The following is a 19,172-nucleotide window of genomic DNA, read 5'->3' as shown; positions in this document are numbered from 1 at the left end:
TGTACAGAAGTAACAACCGAGTGCTTCCATTTCTGCACGGACCGTTGCATATATTTCTTGGTCAACGATGACGGCTTGTTCAGATGCACAAATCATCCCATTATCAAACGTTTTTGAGAGAACGAGATCGCTGACAGCCCGTTTGACTTTTGCTGACTGTTCAATGTAGCAAGGAACGTTCCCTGGTCCAACACCGAGTGCCGGTTTACCTGTTGAATATGCTGATTTGACCATTCCTGCTCCACCTGTCGCAAGGACCATGGCGATGTTTTCATGGTTCATCAAGACTTTCGTTGCTTCAAGTGATGGTTCTTCGACCCATTGAATGCAGTCTTTCGGCGCCCCAGCTTTGATGGCTGCATCGCGAAGTGTTTTCGCCGCTTCGACGGAACACCGTTGTGCCGACGGGTGGAACGCGAAGATGATCGGATTACGTGTCTTGATCGCAATCAATGCTTTGAACATCGTCGTTGACGTTGGGTTGGTGACTGGTGTGACACCACAGACGACACCGACCGGTTCAGCGATATAGGTGATGCCGTTTTGGACATCTTCTTCCAGAATCCCGACCGTTTTTTCATGACGTAGACTGTTGTAGATGTATTCTGTCGCAAATATATTTTTAATCATCTTATCTTCAAAGACACCGCGCCCTGTCTCTTCTGTTGCGAGACGAGCGAGTTCGACGTGCCGTTCAAGTCCGGCAAGTGCCATATCACGGACGATCGTATCAATTTTTTCTTGATCGAATGTCAATAACTCCTGTAATGCACGTTGTCCTTTTTCAACGATTTGTCCAATTGCTTGTTCGACCGGCGTTACCGTCGATTTTGTTTTTTCTTTCACAGCCATGAGTGGTTTCCTCCCTGTCGTGGAACGAATCTGAGTTTGATTTGCCAACCATTATGTCAGGAATGCCAAGCTGTTTTTCAATAGTTTGTGCTTTCCTTCACAAATCAATCATAACCCCTTTTTCCTGTTTTGTGCATGACCATCCTGTGAATTCCCTCACATCCTTGGTAACGTTTACATCTATTGCGGATTCTCCTTTTTCATCGTTTTGCTCTATGTACGAAGACGTGTGCGATTTATCACACTCGCATTTTCGTGACTTGATAGCCATTTCATCATCTTGTATTCTGATTATGGGGTACATATTAAGAGCTACCACTAAAGGAGGACACTTAAATGTCAGTTGTACAGGAAATGTTAGCTTTCAACGAGCGATTCGTCGCCGAAAAACAGTATGAGCAGTTCGTCTCGGATAAGTTCCCGGACAAAAAGGTCGTCATCCTGACGTGTATGGATGCTCGCCTAACGGAACTTCTTCCACACGCACTCGGCCTTAAGAACGGGGATGCGAAGATCATCAAAAATGCCGGTGCTATTCTATCGCACCCATTCGGTTCTGTCATGCGTTCGATTCTCGTCGCATTGTATGCACTGGGTGCCGAAGAAGTCGTCGTCATCGGTCACCACGACTGCGGCATGAGCACGATTGATCCTAAACATATGATCAGCGAAATGAAGGATCGAGGTATCGACCAACAGATTCTTCACACGCTTGAAGTATCAGGTGTTGATTTAAATCAATGGTTGCGTGGCTTTACGTCAGTTCAGGAGAGTGTCGCCCACTCCGTCAGTCTCGTGAAGAACCACCCCTTACTGCCACCTGGTACGAATGTCCACGGACTCGTCATCGATCCAGGGACCGGTAAACTCGACGTCGTCGATTGCTGATTGCTTTTATAGAAGAAACTCAATTAGATTCGGGATATTCTACTCCGTCTTAAATTAAAGATGATGTGCCATTTTCTCGTAATGGAGAAGGATGGCACATTTTTTTATCTATACCGTTTTCAGTGATCTATACGCCTTTCCCCTCATGCTTTTAGGTATTAAAAAACGTGACTTTTTATGCAAATCTAGAAAGTCTATCGTGAAGTCCTTTAATACGAGGTCAGACTTTTATCCTTGACAGTGTTCCACCATGGCTGTAAGATACTTTAGTATAGCGCAGTGATAACAAAAGAAAGTGTGGTTTTACCGAATGATTAACGCCGTATTGTTTGCCGTCTTTTTACTATTCATCTTAGCGATCTTCCGCGTCCACATCGTGCTCGCGATGGTCATCAGTGCGTTCGCCGGCGGTCTCGTCGGCGGTCTCGATTTAACGAAAACAACCGAAGCATTTGCAGGTGGTCTTGGCGATGGGGCAGAAATCGCTCTTAGCTACGCGATGCTTGGTGCGTTTGCTGTTGCCCTCTCGAAAACGGGCTTACCAGATGCTCTCGCTCACGCATTGATTGCACGTTCACGTGGTAACGCAAGTGCCGCATCGGTCAAGAAATTAAAAGGATTCGTCTTGTTTGCGATTCTGTTACTCGCAATCAGTTCACAAAATGCTTTACCGATTCACATCGCCTTCATTCCGATCATCATTCCGCCGCTTCTTGGTCTCTTTTCTCAGTTGAAGATGGACCGACGTCGAATTGCGATCATCATGACATTCGGTCTCGTCACACCGTACATGTTCTTACCGATCGGATTCGGAGACATCTATCTGAATCAGATTTTACTGAAAAACCTTAAAGCTAATGGTCTTGATACGACGGGAGTTTCTGTCATCGAAGCGATGGCGATTCCAGCACTCGGAATGGTCGTCGGTCTCTTGATTGGTCTTTATACGTACCGGAAAGAGCGGACGTATGAAATTCGTGATATCGCCCCAGATGACTATGAAATCCCGGTCATCACGAAAACGAAACTGGTCTTAAGTGGTGTCGTCGTCATTGCGACATTGATCGTTCAACTGCAGACGGAATCAATGATACTTGCTGCAACGACGGGACTCATCCTCTTCTTGTTGCTTCGTCTCGTTCGATTCAGTGAAGCGGATGACGTCATCACGCGTGGTATGCGGATGATGTCATTCATCGGTTTTGTCATGATCTCAGCGAACGGATTCTCGAACGTCTTGCGTAAGACGGGTGATATCGAACCGCTCGTTGAGAACTCAAAAGCATTGATGGGCGACTCCCAACTTGTTGCCGCGTTCGTCATGCTCTTGATCGGTCTTCTCGTCACGATGGGCATTGGATCAAGTTTCTCAACTGTTCCAATCATCGCTGCGATCTTCGTTCCACTTTGTATCCAGTACGGCTTCAGCTTAGAAGCGACGGTTGCGATCATCGGGACAGCCGGTGCTCTTGGTGACGCTGGTAGCCCCGCGTCAGACTCGACGCTTGGACCTACGAGTGGTTTGAATGCCGATGGTCAGCACGATCACATGCGAGAAACCGTCATTCCGACGTTCTTGCACTACAATATTCCGTTGCTCATCTTCGGTACGATTGCTGCGGTCGTATTATAAAAACAAGACGGATTCGCTATCATGGTGGATCCGTCTTTTTAATTGTCTCCGTTTTTTTCCTTTTCATTTGATCTTCGGTTCTCTAAAATAAAGGAATGTACTGATTACAAAGGAGTTGTCTTACGTGTTATCTCAAATCGTCAACCAGATTTTGCTTTCACTTGCCGATCTCGGATATTTCGGTATCGCCCTCGGGTTGATGATTGAAATCATACCGAGCGAAATCGTTCTCTCATACGGCGGATTCATGATTTCTCAAGGAACGATTAGCTGGCCGCTCGCTGTCGTCGCCGCCGTGATTGGCGGATTGTTGTCGCAATTGTTCTTATATTGGTTTGCTCGCTATGGCGGTCGTCCATTGATCTTGAAGTACGGAAAGTATGTCCTGATCTCTGAACATCATCTGGATTTAGCTGAACGCTGGTTCTTGAAGTACGGTCAAGGTGTCATCTTCGGAGCTCGCTTCATTCCTGTCGTCCGCCATGCCATCTCGATTCCAGCTGGTCTTGCGAAAATGGATCAAACGAAGTTTTCGCTCTACACGGTTCTTGCCATCATTCCATGGTCAATCTTGTTCCTCTATCTTGGAGAAACACTCGGAACGAACTGGCGCTCGATCAAGGAAGTCGCTGCACCATATACGAATGGTGTTTTGATTGCTGCCGTCGCCTTAATTATCGTCTATTTCTTCTATAAACGCCGTCAACGGTCGGTTTAACTCATTAAGCAGTCTGTCTGTCGACGGACTGCTTTTTACAACACACAGGAGGTCGTGCCATGCTCACATACCCGCTCGCCCATTTCCCGCTACGTCGTTTGACCGCATCCTATCGTTCTGGAAGCCCGGTCGCGACTGGCATCACTGTCGACGGACATATTTTAATCGTTGAAGAATCGATTGATGGATCTCGTGAAACACAGATCCTCTCCATTCATCAACTGAAGGATGACTGGCGAAAGACGACGATCGTCGAAAGAAACGACATCGACTTTTCCCTCGTTGATCGTTTTCCAGACGGACGGCTGTTACTCGTCGCTTCTCGTTGTGATGATGATATCGACGGCACATGGTTGCCGAACGCCTTTATCTACGATCCTCAAGGTCAGTTACTGAATAGCTTTTGTTTAGACGACGGGATTCAAAATATGCAAATCGACGAACAAGGTTGGATTTGGGTCAGTTATTTTGATGAAGGTGTCTATGCCGATGCCGTCACGAGTTCAAATGGTGCTTTCGGTCTGGTCGCTTTTGACGATACAGGTGAAGTGCAGTATAAGAATCGGCAATATCCGATTGATGATTGTTATGCTCTGAATGTCTGTTCATCAACAGAAGTCTGGTTCTTCTACTACTCTGATTATCGTTTCGTCCGTATTAATCAAGAGGACGATCTCGTTTGTGAGGCTCCTACGATCGCCTTTTCTCAGTTCGCTCGGTACGATGATCATCTACTTGCTGCATACTCTGATGACGTACACTTACTTGAACGAAATGGAACACGTTTTAAGAGCATTCGTTCGATTCGTTTCATGACCGAACAAGGAAATTCTTTGTCAGGTGACCTTACAATGCGTGATGATTTGATCGTCTTAGCAACTGCTGAGCATCTGTATGTTGGTAGACTAGGTCAACAACTTGACACTCTACTAATGGGCGAATGAAAGCTGTTACATATTTGTTTCATGAATATCTGATTATTGAAAACTCTATTTCAAATTTTCAAAAAGACTAGCCGAGCCCTATCCGAGGATAGTATACTCAGCTTTATAGTTCTTACGACAAGTTGTCTGAACATTATGACGTCACAGATTTTTTTGGGGGAAACGATGAGTTCGAATTTGAAACGAGATTTAACAGCACGACAGGTACAAATGATTGCGCTCGGAGGAACGATTGGTGTTGGTCTCTTCCTCGGGGCATCAAGTACGATCGCTTGGACAGGACCATCAGTCTTACTTGCGTACATGCTAGCCGGAGTTTTTATCTTTTTCATCATGCGGGCACTCGGCGAGATGGTCTACACCCATCCGCACAGTGGATCGTACGCAAAGTTCGCAAACGATTATATCCATCCAGCTGCTGGTTTTTTAACAGCAAGTAGCAACATCTTCAACTGGGTCGTCGTCGGGATGAGTGAAGTCATCGCCGTTGGAACGTACTTACGCTTCTGGTGGCCTGAACTACCAACATGGATTCCAGGGATCGTCGTCATCATTCTCTTGACGCTCGCGAACCTTGCTTCCGTCAAGATGTTCGGTGAACTCGAGTTTTGGTTCGCTTCGATCAAGATACTGACGATTCTTCTGATGATCGTCGCTGGATTCGGAATCATCTTCTTCGGCCTAGGGAATGATGGAAACCCGGTCGGCTTCTCGAATCTTTGGACAAACGGTGGATTCTTCACAAACGGTTTCACCGGCTTCTTCTTTGCCCTCTCGATTGTTTTCGCCTCTTACATCGGTGTCGAGTTGATCGGAGTCACGGCTGGGGAAACAAAAGATCCAGAGAAAAACATCACGAAGGCGATCAATGGTGTCGTCTGGCGGATTCTGATTTTCTACGTTGGAGCGATTTTCATCATCGTCACGGTGTATCCGTGGAACGAATTATCCGATCTTGGAAGTCCGTTCGTTGCGACATTCGCCAAGGTCGGTGTGACGATTGCTGCCGGCATCATTAACTTCGTCGTCATCACGGCCGCTTTATCCGGTTGTAACTCAGGAATCTTCAGCGCCAGTCGGATGATCTATGCATTAGCGGAAAAAGGGCAAATGCCGTCTTTCTTCTTAAAGGTCAATAAACGTGGGATTCCGCTCTATACAGTTCTAGCCATTTCAATCGGGATTTTCTTTGGTGTCATTCTCGATATCATTCTCCCGCACGTTCTCGGAAAGGATACGAACATCTTCGTTTATGTCTACAGCGCTTCGGTACTACCAGGGATGGTGCCGTGGTTCGCGATATTAATCAGTCATATCCGTTACCGAAAACTCGAAAGTGAACGGACAGCCTCGCATCCGTTCAAGATGCCAGGTGCGCCGGTGACGAACTATTTATCGATCGTCGCGCTGATCACAGTACTCGTCGGCATGCTGTTCAATGACGAGACACGCGTCTCAATCTTAATCGGAATCGCCTTTTTGATTTTAAGTACGATCTACTACATCGTAAAAGTACCGAAAATCGAAAAATAAAACTGTTGCTACTCCTCTCATGACACAATGAGAGGAGTTTTTTTCATTCACTGTATTTTTATTTTGAAGTCACATATTATTCATGATAATCGTGATTTCCCGAACGTCTAAAAACAATTTAACGACAGAAAGGAGAGATGAAATATGAACGGATTCAATCGTTTCCTGCTCGTCCTAATCGGTATTCTCAGTTTAATCAGTGTCGTCAGCATCTGAACAGTCGTCGATTTCCCGGCACCGTTCGGTCCAAGAAAGGCGAAGATTTCCCCTGCTTGCACGTCAAACGAAATCCCTTTGACGACATCCTTTCCATCGTACGTCTTCGTCAAGTTCACGACATGAATCATCTTCATTCCTTCTTTCCATGAATTCAAAGTCATGTCCAATATTTTCCTATTTTTTCTGTTCGCAAATCAAAAAAGACACCTGAATCGGTGCCTTGATTCAATCTTTAACGATTACGCTACAATCTGGTATACACCATACATGACACCAGCAAACACTTTAAGCGTCGTACCGATTGACACCATCATCACCGTAAAACCAAGTCCTTTCAAACGAACGGCTCGTGCTAACACGAGACTAAACGATAGTACCGTGCCACTCGTAAATACAAGCGCTCCTGCGAACAATAACGTAGAATTAATCCAAACATCTCCGATGACGAGCCATGCGTAAGTGACACATTTTTCAACATATCGGTTCCCTCCTGGTTTGCTTCTACATGCTTGTTCGTCTTTTCCTGTCAAACTCCTTTCACTAAAAAATCGTGCCTCCTGCTATCAGGAGACACGATCCACTTATGACGCCACTTGCCATTTCTCTTTTAATTGCTCCATCTCTTCCTGTCCTTCATACGACTGCATCCAGAGGTTAAAGACATCGACGACGTCCCCTTCTGACTCCCGGACGAGGTAGCTTTTCTCCGCCGGAATCCACTTTTCTTGAATTCTTGGTGCCGCGAGTCGTTGATCGAGTGCTTCATAATGAATCGCCTCGACCGTATCAGTGATCATGACATCAACTTCGCCTGAGGCAACCGCATGCGGGATGTCGAGGTTTTGCTCATACATGACGATGTTCGCCTTCGTAAACGTCTTGCGGACGAATTGTTCATTCGTTCCGCCTGGATTTAGACCAATCGTCACGTCCGGTCGATTGATCTGTTCAATCGAAGCGAGGCGTCCGGCATCTTCTTTACGGACGAGCGGTGTCTTTTGGAATGACAGGTAACTTGACGTGAAGTCGCCAATGATCTCGCGCTCGATGTTTTTCGTCACTCCCCCGACGACCATATCGAATTTCCCGCTAGCGAGATCAGCAGACAGCGTCGGCCATGTCGTCGGGACGAACTCCACATCGATGCCGGTCGTCTTCGCGAAAGAACGGATCACTTCGATATCGAATCCTTCGTACTCGTTCGTCTTCCGGTTCAAATAGGTGAATGGTTTATAATCGCCGGTCGTTCCGACGACGATTTTTTTCGTCGCAAAGACGTTCTTTGCTTGTACACGTCGTGGTTGCTCCGTTTGCCAAAGTGTTAGTAAGCCGGCAAACAAGACGCCACCTCCGACGACGATCCATCCCCATTTACTCATGTGCTCCCGCTCCTTTCGCTCCGACCGCCTCACGCGTCGAGACGATGTTCCATTTTTTCTTCAATTTTTGAACTTGTTCTTGCCCCTCTGCACTTTCAATCCAGACCCGGAAAACGTCTCCAAGCTGTTTTTGATCCGGTTTCATCAAATACGCCATCTCAGCTGGTTCCCATGCTTCAGTGAGTTTGGGAACCGCAAGATTCAGTTCTGTTGCGTAATGCAACGCCTCGATGTCGTCCGTCACCATGACGTCGACTTGTCTGCTTTTTACGGCTTTCGGAATGTCCAAGTTGTTCTCAAAGACGGTCACATCTGCTTTCGGAAAATGCTTCTTCACGAACGCTTCGTTCGTGCCACCCGGATTGACGCCGATTTTGACTGCTGGATCATTGATTGCAGCGAGCGAATTCAAGCGTTCGACATCTTTCTTCTTTACGAGAGGTGCTTTTTGAAAGGAGAAATACGACGATGTAAAGTCTCCGACGACCTCGCGCTCGACTTTCTTCGTGATGCCACCGACAGCGATATCAAACTTGCCTGATTTCGTATCCTCCGATAATGTCGGCCATGTCGTCTTGACGAACGTCACATCAAGATTTGCTGCTTTTGCGAACGCTTGGATGACATCGATATCAAAGCCTTGATAACGATTCCGTTCCTCGTTCCAGTATGTAAAGGGCTTATAATCCCCCGTCGTCCCGACGACCAGCTTGTGGTCTTCGAAGATGTCATGTGCTTTGGCATCCGTCTGTTGATTCCAGATCATCCAAGCGGCAACGCCTGTCAAAACAAGTCCTGCCAGTAGCCATGGTTTCTTTCTCATCGTATCTCTCCTTTCTGTTTCGTCGTTGCCCATTCACCGAATATTGCTACAATTTAACCTAAACGATTTTCGGTGTGGGTAATAGTCATTATCCTACCACACTTACACGTGATTTCAAGATAATTTGACGATTTTATGCATAAAAGCGTTAAAAAGATGTTTTGATGACGGTTATAGTTCCATAAGTCGTCTCTCTTTACAGAATCCCCTCGTCTTTTCCATACTGAAACAGAATCATCCAATCGTGAAATGGAGGAATGGAACATGAGTCAGATTTTCATCATTGGTGCAAATGGTAAAGTAGGTCGTCACGCTGCTCGTTTACTGCAGGATTCGGAGCATGATGTCAAAGTAGGATTACGTTCCAAAAACCAATTCAGTGATTTTGAGAAACTCGGTCATACCCCGGTCCATCTTGATCTTGAAGCCGACGTCGCAACAATCACGGAAGCATTACAAGGATCAGATGTCGTCATCTTTACGGCAGGATCAGGTGGTCATACAGGAGCCGACAAGACGATGCTGATCGACTTCGATGGTGCCGTCAAATCGATTGAAGCAGCAGAAGCAATCAAGGCGAAACAGTTCATCATGGTCAGTGCCTTGAACGCCGATTCGCCGGAAACATGGTCTGACAGCATGAAGCCGTATTACATCGCGAAACGCTACGCGGATCGTGTCCTGAAGGAATCGTCACTCAACTATACGATTCTTCGCCCAGGCGGACTATCCGATGAAGCCGGCACAGGAAACGTCACGACGGATCCGTCCGAGCAAGCGACTAAAAAAATTCCACGCGAGGATGTCGCCCGTGTTATTTTAGCTGCGATCGGTCATGATAAAGCATCGAAACAAGTCGTCACACTACTCGAAGGTGACACACCAATCAACGAGTTGTTCTAATACAAAAGCTCACGTCTCGGAAATTGAGACGTGAGCTTTTTTTGAAACTATACTTTTTCTCAAGCCATGGCTTGCTGCCTAACGCCCTCTCTTTTCCAGACTGTAATGAGACACGTCACCAAGAAACTACCAACAAAAAGTAAGGATAGATGAAGGACTTGCGTCCCGACTGATCCATCCATGAATAATAATCGACCGAAACCAGAGACGGCATTTGGAACAGGCAGGAACGTTCCGAGCGATTGATAAAATGGTGCCAGCATCTTCGCCGGGACAATATTTCCGGCAGTCATCAACTGGAACGGAATCAAGGCGACATTAATGAGTGGCGCCACCGGTCCGAATATCGCAAAGTTCATCTGCGTGACGGCGATACAGGTCGCAACGACGAGGAGCTCGAATGCCCATAACTTCACGAACGGTGTCGTGATATCTGTCAATAGATGCGCCATCGAGACGAGGAGTAACGGTACGACGAGTAAGACGATGCCGTGCAAGAGTTGGCGACTCCAAAAGAGATCCCATTTTGTGTGACGACTCTTTAAAATCGTACTGACGAGATTGAATTGTATCCCCATCGTCATCATCGCGATGTAAATGACAAAACCGAGAACGAGCGGAAGCATTGATAAAGCAAAATCCGAGACGGCATGTTCCGTAACGATTGACGTCGTGAACGTCGGTTCACCATTCAACTGTTTGCTGATCGTTTCCGTTGCTCTCTCGAGGATTGCATTTGCGAATTCCGCATTCGTCTGACTGACGTGTGCCGTTAGTTGATGCGTTGCATCATCTTTTTGTAAGACGAGATCGACTTCATTCGCATCAAGTGCTTGCAACCCTTTTGTTTCTGTTGCAACCGTCTGAACCGTGAACGGTGCTTGTTGCAACGACTGGATGAACGGATCATTCGCTTCTGCGACGACCCCAACATTTAATTGATCAAGACGTTCTGTCGTTCCTTGGTAACCCGTCATCCAGACAACGAGGAACAAGAGCGGTACGACGATTGCGAAGACGAGCCCCACTTTCGTTTGTGTCATTGACCAGACATCTTTCCATGCTTTCATATTACAATCTCCTTTTACATGCATTGCTTATAATATCACGTGCAACTATATATCCTAGAGAAAACCATTCACGTCACATTCCGGTGAATGGTCTCGAGTGTTTCCTTCAATTGCTCGATTTGCTGTCGCGATAATCCATGGAACGCTTCGAGCTGTAGCTGATCAAGCTCTGGTCCGAGGCGATCGACGATGTCGCGTCCTTCTCGTGTCATCAAGAGNNTGCTTTTGCGAAACACCATCTTGTTTTGCGAGTTCGCTCAAGACAGAAAATTGTTCCGGCGTCAGTCCGAATGATTCCATCCGTTTAGCAGCGGCACGTTTGAATGCGTAATAGCTTCTGGATAATTGCATCCCGAGTGACCATTCCGATTCCTTCATCCCATCATCTCCATATAGTTGCACTACTTATTATTTACTCACTATACCTGAAGAAGAATGAGCTAGTCAACGGTCTCATTTTGCCTGTCGTTGACGAATCCCATCGATATGCGCTTGTTGGGTGGCACGATCGACTTGTGAATGAACACCGAGTTTTCCTGCAATCGTATCGACTTGACTCGGTGTCAACGGCTTTTCTGTCGCGAGTTGCTCGATCGTCTTACGTAAGACGTTTCGTTTCAAGACACGGACATGCGCTGAATCAACGGTGATCTTTTTCAGTTCACAGCGCTCGCTGAAGATGATCAAGGAATGAAAGAGTGCAGGATCCGTTCCTTCTAAGAAGCGTTGCATGCTTTTGAGATGCCCTTCATTTTGTTTGATCGGATTATAGAACCGTTGCTTGAAGCGATTCTGGAACTGCTGCGTCCACTGACGGTCCTGCTCGCGTCCAAAAATCCAGCCGCTGTAGTTTTTTGATTCGAGCACATAGATGCCACTTTCATGAATGAACGTCACATCGATTTCCGTCGTACCCTCACCGCGTGCACGTGGTAAGTATGTATTGAAGACGTAAGTGCCGTACCCCGATACTTGGTCGAGTTGACGCGTCGTCAAGTACTCGCCCCATTTTCCTTTATCACGAACAATCCGTAAAAACGGCTCGCGTGTCAGTCGGTAATACCGGCTATTGTGATATGAACTTCGTTTGACGAAGAAAAACAAACCGAACGTTCCGAAGAAGAACAGCACCATGAGCAGTCCAACTTGAATCAAGAATGGCAAAAATGTCACTAACACATTGTCCACTATATTAAACTCCCTTCCATATTAACCCTTTATTTTCCACTATATCAGCATAATCAATTTCTACATCATTTTCCACTATTTGTTATGATTCATCTCCTATGGTACGGTGGAACAAAGGAAGGTGTTCCCTATGGATTCTGTCATCATGTTCGCATCATTAATTGCTTTATTCTTTATCTGGATGTCCTTATCACAAAAAGCGGACGAAGCGAAACGCCGACAACAAACGATTCTGAAGAAGCTAAAACGGATTGAAGAGCACCTCGGTCTGAATGAGGTGTCACTAGAAGAAGCAGCGTTACAAGTCGAACTGGTTCAGTTGCTTCATGAAGGAAAGACGGTTGAAGCTGTCAAACGCGTTCGAGAGACGCTCGGATCGTCATTGCTCGAGGCAAAAAAATATGTCGATCAACTGAAAAGCGAGCACGGAATATGAACAGAAAAAACCATCTGACACGCATGCGTCAGATGGTTTTTTCTGGAATCATTAAAATTAATTCACGATCATAATTTCGTTTTTAGCTCTAATATCAATTGGATTCAACAAATTATAACTATCTAAAATTTCTTGATATAAATTACCGGCATAGTTTTTTACGCTAATAGTTATTGCAACAGAATAATCAATTCTATCAGTACTTCCGTTTCTACCCATTCCATGTAGAATTAGGAATGGATCATCAATCGATTCAGCTTTTTTAGAAACCCATTTCTTCACAATAGTATCCCATTTTAACTCGCCTCTTTTAGAAGCTTCTGTTTTATATTTATTCGGACTACTAGTTGTTGGTAAAAAACTTTGAATATAACCATTTGAGATTAAACTCTGAGCTAATAATGGAGATGAATTAACATTAATAGTTTGCGTTTTTTCACCTTTTTNNGTTTGAATAAATAATTGTGACATTGTTTTCACTACAATTTAATACCTCTTCGATATCTTCATTTAAAATTCCATAACCAAAATCATGATCAATTTTATCGCCGACAGGATTTCTAGCTGCCTGAATCATTAGTGCTCGAGCAACAATTGGATTAAATCTGTTGCATCTACCTAGAATTTCAGCAGCTAGTCTAGAAACCAAAGGTGTTGAAAAGCTAGTTCCTTGTGATTCAATTATGTCGCTTCCATTGACGTAACTATCAGAATGAGCTAACACGTGAATCGGATTGTTAACAATATCACCACCAAATGCAACTAAATCTGGTTTGACTTTACAACCTTCTCGACCGCTCCCTACACAACTGTAATCTGCTTTGATCCGATTACCGCTAGAATCTATTGTGTAAGCTCCAACACCCAATCCGTTAACTAAATCTGCAGGAGATTGAATTCTATTGTACGGTGTAGGTTCTTTCCCATCATTCCCTACAGCTACAATAAATAACTTTTTATGATTCCAAGCTAACGTATCTAAAGCAAAAGTAAATCTCGATATTTCATCATCACTAATTGCACCATCAGGACCGAACGAGAGATTATAAACATCAATATCATTTCTGCTAGGAACTATTTTTTCAATAAAATCAATAGCTTCATACATGTCTAAATCTGAATTACTACTTAAAGGTAACACTCTAAAACTTTCTACAAAAACTGAAGGATCTTCAAGCTGATGATTCGCTTCATATTGACTTAAATCACCATATAGTACTACTCCTGCAACAGCTGTTCCATGAGATACACCTTTTCTCTCAGGATAAGAATTAATCTCCTCATTTTCATTGCTAAAACCGTTTAAAAATGGATGATTTTCATCAATACCACCATCAAATATCCCAACTTTAATTTGTGATAAACTTGATCCTCTAGGAGGTATTAAATGAGTTGGCCTAGTCGTAAATGCTTCTCCTCTAAATTTCGGAAAATATTTTAGCCGTAATGGATGTATTGTTCGTAAAGGATTAAACTCTGCAATGTTGTTCAGTACAGATTTATCTATTTTTGCACTTATAAAATTTGGACCTCCAGAATAAGATTTAATTTTAACTGAATTTAAATCTACCCCTAGATCACTTAAGTTTTCTTTAAATTTGAGAATCATTAGTTCATTATCTTCTTCATATGGGTGTAATACAAATTCTACTACTCCTTCATTCCAATCGGTGTCAAATCCTTGTATTACTTCTTCAGTAGATAATAATGAAATATCATCTATTTTCCTAACATCATTTTTAAAACTATCTTTTAAATGTGATTCATTTTCTTCTAAAAGTGTATGAAGCGATCGAATATCTTCCACATTTGTTTTAATGAAATGTAATTTGCTAATATCATTTCCTGCTTTGTCTACTTCATATCTTCTTGATCCAACATTTTCAAACCTAGCCTGCCTAAACAAAACATTCGGTACATACGATTTTGCAAGAAATTTGCTATTAAGTCTTATTGTAATAATTATTTCATCCATTTTATTCTTTTCTGGTATTTCTTCAATTTGTTTGCTGATAGTATCAAGTTTTGGTTTAATTAGTTCTCTTGCTTCATTAAAACTTCTCGGATAGGTAACCTCTCCACCAGCAAATTTTTTCTTTATAGGTTCAATCAATTTTTCTCCCCCACCTATAATAGGGAGTTTTCTTTCATTATTATTTTCCATATGAGCAACTCCAGACTTTAAATTATATAGTCAATGCTTTGAGATGATGATTTACAGTTGAAGGGCTAATAGATAAAATTTCCGCTAGTTTTGCCTGAGTTATATTAACATCAGTTTGCTTTAAAGCTTTAATAATTTCTTTATTAAACGTAGAATTATCTTTTGAGTAAAATTCTTTAATTCGTGAAATTAGAATTTCAGATGGATTTTCATCATCAATAATTACCCTTCGTAAAATATATTCGCTAATTTGCTTGATATCTGACGGACTAATCTCAACTATGAGTTTCGATACAATTTCTATAAGGTTTTCATCAATTTTAATTAATTCATTATTTAAATAAGCGTTCCATAAATTAATACGTTGATTTTTAGAAGGTAGAGGGATATCAATTTTTATATCGAATCTTCTCCAAATTGCTTTATCCAAAAATTCCGGAAAATTTGTAGCTCCTATAATAATTGAATTAGGTGGCCATTCTTCCAATTCTTTCAATAATACATTAACAATTCTTTTTAATTCACCCAAATCTGTAGAGTCATCTCTTTTTTTAGCAATAGAATCAAATTCATCAAGCAAAAGTACTGAAGGATTCTCTTTACCAAATTCTAACACTTTTTTTAGGTTTTGTCCTGTTTTTCCCAAATAACTTGATATAGCTGCTGATAAATCTAAAGTAACTAATGGTAGATCTAGCATTTTCGCAATATATTTTGATATAGAAGTTTTTCCGACGCCTGGAGGACCATAAAGTAAAATACTTTTAGGCGGTTGAATTCCGTTTTCAATTAATAATTTTGAATTTTTTCTTTCTTTCAAAAAATTATCAATCATTATTTTGTTTTGTTTTTCAAGAATTAAATTTTCCTCAAAAATAGAGGAATCTTCTACTTTTAGTAAAGACAAAAAGGACTCTTTATCAGTTGGAGGTGGTTGTACTCCTACAGATCTAGTAAAAGAAGAACCTGCATTATGAATTGAAAGTAATTCTGAAAGATTCTTTGATAAATCCTGATTACTTTTTTTAGTTTTTCTTATTATTGAAATAGTAGATAATTCTATGACTCTTTTGTCATTTTCAAGAGCAGCTCTAACTAATGCTATTAAATGATTATTTATGTTTTCCATTCGAACAACCCCCTGTATTGAATATTTAGAATGCTTATATTTTATTACAAAACTTCATTTTATACTACATTTTATTCGATGATTTTATTTTTATTAATAAATCGAATGCGTTTTTTGAAGTACCTTTACAAAAAAACGTTTTTTAAAAGTGTTTCAGCTGTAGACAAACCCTCATTTCGTAATTGAAATGAGGGTTTGTTATATGTAATGGTGACTAACATATGAATAAGACATGGATTCCCGGAAGAATTTCAGGACCAATCCGCAAGCTTTTCGAGGTTCAGGATAATGAAAGTAAGCATCACTTATAGCGTCTTTTTTTACTCCAAGATAGCGGGTCCAATGCATGCCATGCTTCTCTTTCGCGTCTGCGAAGACGCGTTCAATTGTTTCCTAACGTTTTCGAAACAACGATCGATTCACATATGTATGTCTGAGATACTCTATTTCGTTCATCGCTTCTTGCCAAAGATTACTAAAGACGACACTATCGTGGACATTACCGGGTATCACAATCATCCCTAGGACACAAACATATCAATCACAGGCGGTATGACACGAATAAGCAAATTGCTTCTCATGTTCCCACTTCACTTAATAGCTACTCTCCTTTATCTGACGTTCTTCAACACTCTTCGTCTTGGGGGTGAAGGGCTTTTTCCATGTAGGACCGATCCTCGTTGACTTCTTGATCTAGGTCGACTTTGTACTATTGGGCAGCGCGTCGAACAAGTTTCTTCTTGTACTTCCGTTTGTTTGCGTTCGCCTTGATGTGGGTGGATTCGATGAACAGGATCGAAGAGGCTACGAATCCGGCTTCAATTCCTTAGGTGAGCACGCGATAAAAAATATTTTCGAAGAAGTCCGTTCCCTGAAAGCGACGGACATAGTTCTTCTTAAACATAGAGAAATGAGGTACCTTCTCATCAAGCCTAAGAACTAAAAACCAATGGTACGCCACGTTAGTCTCAATCTCTTTGATGGTAGGTCGGATGGAAAGAATACCGAATACATATTGGAGCAGTACCATTTTGATTAACAGGACGGGGCACTGCTTAGTCTACTGGTGTTTTCGCTATACGATTTTTCGACGGCACGATAAATGAAGTCGACATCGATGACCGCATCGAGTTTGCGGACAAGATAGTCCTGCGGGACCAGTTGTTTCAATGTAATGATGACATGATCTGATTGATGATGGTGATCTCTCTTACCCATCATTGAAAGTCCTCCTCCTTCTTAGTTTTTAATTTTTATACCCGGAAGAAAGAAGAGAGAAGAGTTTTATTCACTCGAAATCGCTTCCTAGGGAAAAACAAAGCAGGAGCGACCCTGCAACGAAGTGAAGCGGCGCGATGCTTTTCCTAAGAAAACGATTCGAGATTAACAAAAAGCGCAACCTTTCTCGTTAAGAGAAAAATTACGCTTTGTCTTCAGTCTGAAACACTCTTTTATGAGTGTTTTTCAAACTTTATTACGATTTTTCTTTACATCAATCCCGCGCCGCGAGGCGATACAAGAGATCGAGTAATTCAATATAGAGCCAGATGATCGTCACGATCAATCCGAATGCTGCAACCCACTCCATCGATTTCGGAGCACCCGCACGAACTTGTTGCGAGATAAAATCGAAGTCCATCACGAGTGACAGGGATGCCACGATGACGATGACGAACTGAATACCAATCGCAAGCGGTGAGCTACCTGTCATGAATGGGAGGTCGACACCAAATAACGAGAGAATCAAGTTGACTGCATACAAGACGAAGATCGAGAGAATCGCTGCTGTTACCGCAGAACGGAAACGTTGCGTCACTTTTATCATGCCTGTCGAGTAGACGAACCACATCGCAAATGCAACGACGAATGTCGCAACGACTGCCTTCCCGACGATTCCTGGATACATGCTTTCGAACATGAGCGATAACGCTCCGACTGCCACCCCTTCAACGATCGCATAGACCGGTGAAAGAACCGGTGCCGTCGCCGGTTTGAATGTGATGACCAAGGCAAGAATTAGACCGATGACCAGTCCACCAATCAAGGCTGGGAACAACAATCCTTGGTTTTCTGCGAGGAAGAACCAACTTCCTCCAGCTGCTGCCGTGACGAGAGCGAGCAGTAAGAAAATCTTACTCATCGTCCCGCTTTTCGTCATCGGTCGTTCTCCGACACGTGCCGTATCGAAGCCACGACGCAATGCCGGGTTAACTTTAAAACGTGAAGCCATTGCATTCACTCCTTTTTATGATTCTGCTTTGTATTACGAAAGCTTCCCGAAAAAGTTTCAAAATAACCATTGATCGAGTGCTTTTAATTGCAACATGACGACTGGGATCGAGGCTTTGGCATCGATGCGGTGTGATTTCGCTTGCCCAATCAAACCGGACGTCACGAAGTCCGCCCCTTCGAGCGCTTCGCCGATCGGACCGAAAGCATCACTATCGACTTGACGGTGTCGGTAATGAATGAACCGTTCCGTCGTTCCTTCTTTGACTTTACAACCATCCTCGACGTCCGGACGATTTAACCCGTATTCCGCATAATGCCAGACGGTCGTCGTATCCCACGGCGAACCGATATGGAGAATTTGACCGTCCGCTTCAATAAAGCGTTCAATCGGTGAGCCAGGACCGAAACCGTTTTCCAGTGTATGATCGGCAACGAATGTCGCCGCATCCTTCCCCCAAGCCGTCACGGACCACATCGGATGCTCGCTTCGGACTACACCTGGATACGTTCGAAAGACTTCCGGTACACGACCGATACCACGTGTAACCGTTTTTGCCGGGTCATATGCCGGCATCTCCCGGCGGATCGTTTCCCACCATTCTTCCGGTACAGCCGGTTGGCTCCAGTTCTTCGGATCCGAATTATCGGTACTTTGCGCCGGCATCATGATTAACCCTTCCGTCGTGACGACCTCCTGCAAGGCTTCGATCAACGCTTGTACGCCACCGGGAATCCAGCCGATTTGTTTAAGTGACGTATGGACGAACAGTTTCATACCGGGCGTCACACCTAATTCGCGTAACGCCTCTTTGATTTGTGATTTCGTGACCATGTTTCGTGTTTCCATCGATCTTATCTCCTTACTCGACGACTAGTGCTATCGTCGACCCCGTTTTTCCTTGCTTGACCTCGATTTTCGCATCAACACGTGACTTCAGCTCCTGCACATGACTGATGATTCCGACCATACGGCCGCTCGCTTGAATCGAGAGCAACGTCTCGATCGCTTGTTCGAGTGATTCCGGATCAAGTGTTCCAAATCCTTCATCGATAAACATCGT

Annotated in this window: 20 protein-coding genes and 1 pseudogene; 7 read left to right on the top strand and 14 right to left on the bottom strand. The window is 43.6% G+C overall.

Annotated features, from left to right (window positions below):
- On the bottom strand, positions 1-852 hold an 852-nt coding region (locus tag B2751_RS13115), incomplete at its 3' end, for an aldehyde dehydrogenase family protein (protein ID WP_290775206.1).
- 336 nt (positions 853-1,188) lie between these two features.
- Between B2751_RS13115 and B2751_RS13110 the strand changes: the two genes are divergently transcribed.
- The 5 genes from B2751_RS13110 (at position 1,189) to B2751_RS13090 (ending at position 6,568) form a co-directional block, all read left to right on the top strand.
- Entirely contained in the window at positions 1,189-1,740 is a 552-nt protein-coding gene (locus tag B2751_RS13110; RefSeq protein ID WP_023467896.1) for a beta-class carbonic anhydrase, read from the top strand.
- 313 nt (positions 1,741-2,053) lie between these two features.
- Positions 2,054-3,373 carry a Na+/H+ antiporter family protein gene (locus B2751_RS13105; protein WP_290775209.1) on the top strand — a complete coding sequence of 440 codons (1,320 nt, stop codon included), beginning with the start codon at positions 2,054-2,056 and terminating at the stop codon, positions 3,371-3,373.
- Between the two features lie 124 nt (positions 3,374-3,497).
- Positions 3,498-4,091, top strand: a complete 594-nt coding sequence (locus B2751_RS13100; protein ID WP_035408496.1) for a DedA family protein — start codon at positions 3,498-3,500, stop codon at positions 4,089-4,091.
- Positions 4,092-4,150: 59 nt separating this feature from the next.
- Positions 4,151-5,035 carry a hypothetical protein gene (locus B2751_RS13095; protein ID WP_290775204.1) on the top strand — a complete coding sequence of 295 codons (885 nt, stop codon included), beginning with the start codon at positions 4,151-4,153 and terminating at the stop codon, positions 5,033-5,035.
- Between the two features lie 165 nt (positions 5,036-5,200).
- On the top strand, positions 5,201-6,568 hold the full coding sequence (locus B2751_RS13090; protein WP_290775202.1) for an amino acid permease: 1,368 nt from the start codon (positions 5,201-5,203) through the stop codon (positions 6,566-6,568).
- A gap of 107 nt (positions 6,569-6,675) precedes the next feature.
- On the opposite strand, the gene B2751_RS13085 is transcribed toward B2751_RS13090, so the two are convergent.
- The 4 genes from B2751_RS13085 to B2751_RS13070 all read right to left on the bottom strand — a co-directional run bounded on the left by B2751_RS13085 (position 6,676) and on the right by B2751_RS13070 (position 8,989).
- A complete protein-coding gene (locus B2751_RS13085; protein WP_290775200.1) occupies positions 6,676-6,915 on the bottom strand; it encodes an ATP-binding cassette domain-containing protein in 240 nt (79 codons plus the stop codon).
- Positions 6,916-7,026: 111 nt separating this feature from the next.
- A complete protein-coding gene (locus B2751_RS13080; RefSeq protein ID WP_290775198.1) occupies positions 7,027-7,317 on the bottom strand; it encodes a hypothetical protein in 291 nt (96 codons plus the stop codon).
- Between the two features lie 51 nt (positions 7,318-7,368).
- The gene (locus B2751_RS13075; protein WP_290775196.1) at positions 7,369-8,166 is read right to left on the bottom strand and encodes a transporter substrate-binding domain-containing protein; all 798 of its coding nucleotides are present in this window, start codon (positions 8,164-8,166) and stop codon (positions 7,369-7,371) included.
- Complete coding sequence (locus B2751_RS13070; protein WP_290775194.1) at positions 8,159-8,989, bottom strand: transporter substrate-binding domain-containing protein; 831 nt, start codon at positions 8,987-8,989, stop codon at positions 8,159-8,161. The genes B2751_RS13075 and B2751_RS13070 overlap by 8 nt, the downstream gene beginning before the upstream one ends.
- Before the next feature lie 264 nt (positions 8,990-9,253).
- Between B2751_RS13070 and B2751_RS13065 the strand changes: the two genes are divergently transcribed.
- Positions 9,254-9,892, top strand: a complete 639-nt coding sequence (locus B2751_RS13065; protein ID WP_290775193.1) for an SDR family oxidoreductase — start codon at positions 9,254-9,256, stop codon at positions 9,890-9,892.
- A 59-nt stretch (positions 9,893-9,951) separates the two neighbouring features.
- Here B2751_RS13065 and B2751_RS13060 read toward each other — a convergent pair whose 3' ends face one another.
- From B2751_RS13060 to B2751_RS13050, 3 genes are all read right to left on the bottom strand, one after another.
- Positions 9,952-10,962, bottom strand: coding sequence for an ABC transporter permease (locus B2751_RS13060; RefSeq protein ID WP_052019052.1), 1,011 nt, complete (start codon positions 10,960-10,962; stop codon positions 9,952-9,954).
- Positions 10,963-11,030: 68 nt separating this feature from the next.
- Entirely contained in the window at positions 11,031-11,174 is a 144-nt protein-coding gene (locus tag B2751_RS13055; RefSeq protein ID WP_290775191.1) for a hypothetical protein, read from the bottom strand.
- A 241-nt stretch (positions 11,175-11,415) separates the two neighbouring features.
- Positions 11,416-12,150, bottom strand: a complete 735-nt coding sequence (locus B2751_RS13050) for a nuclease-related domain-containing protein (RefSeq protein WP_290775189.1) — start codon at positions 12,148-12,150, stop codon at positions 11,416-11,418.
- A 130-nt stretch (positions 12,151-12,280) separates the two neighbouring features.
- On the opposite strand from B2751_RS13050, the gene B2751_RS13045 reads away from it, so the two are divergent.
- Entirely contained in the window at positions 12,281-12,586 is a 306-nt protein-coding gene (locus tag B2751_RS13045) for a hypothetical protein (RefSeq protein ID WP_290775211.1), read from the top strand.
- A 436-nt stretch (positions 12,587-13,022) separates the two neighbouring features.
- On the opposite strand, the gene B2751_RS13040 is transcribed toward B2751_RS13045, so the two are convergent.
- The 6 genes and pseudogenes from B2751_RS13040 to B2751_RS13015 form a co-directional block, all read right to left on the bottom strand.
- Positions 13,023-14,195 (bottom strand): S8 family peptidase, encoded by a 1,173-nt coding sequence (locus B2751_RS13040; protein WP_422653607.1) that lies wholly within the window; start codon positions 14,193-14,195, stop codon positions 13,023-13,025.
- 577 nt (positions 14,196-14,772) lie between these two features.
- The gene (locus B2751_RS13035; RefSeq protein ID WP_055967325.1) at positions 14,773-15,879 is read right to left on the bottom strand and encodes an ATP-binding protein; all 1,107 of its coding nucleotides are present in this window, start codon (positions 15,877-15,879) and stop codon (positions 14,773-14,775) included.
- A 251-nt stretch (positions 15,880-16,130) separates the two neighbouring features.
- A pseudogene (locus B2751_RS13030) lies at positions 16,131-17,100 on the bottom strand (transposase).
- A gap of 271 nt (positions 17,101-17,371) precedes the next feature.
- Complete coding sequence (locus B2751_RS13025; RefSeq protein WP_290755621.1) at positions 17,372-18,109, bottom strand: Bax inhibitor-1/YccA family protein; 738 nt, start codon at positions 18,107-18,109, stop codon at positions 17,372-17,374.
- A 57-nt stretch (positions 18,110-18,166) separates the two neighbouring features.
- Complete coding sequence (locus tag B2751_RS13020) at positions 18,167-18,958, bottom strand: aminoglycoside N(3)-acetyltransferase (protein ID WP_290775185.1); 792 nt, start codon at positions 18,956-18,958, stop codon at positions 18,167-18,169.
- Between the two features lie 13 nt (positions 18,959-18,971).
- Positions 18,972-19,172: hypothetical protein (locus B2751_RS13015; protein WP_290775184.1), on the bottom strand; the 201-nt coding region annotated here is incomplete at its 5' end.

The organism is Exiguobacterium sp. UBA6282, from assembly GCF_002440475.1.
GTDB lineage: Bacteria > Bacillota > Bacilli > Exiguobacteriales > Exiguobacteriaceae > Exiguobacterium_A.
The sequence above is the reverse complement of the archived record's forward strand: the minus strand, read 5'-3'. Positions and strand labels throughout refer to the sequence as shown.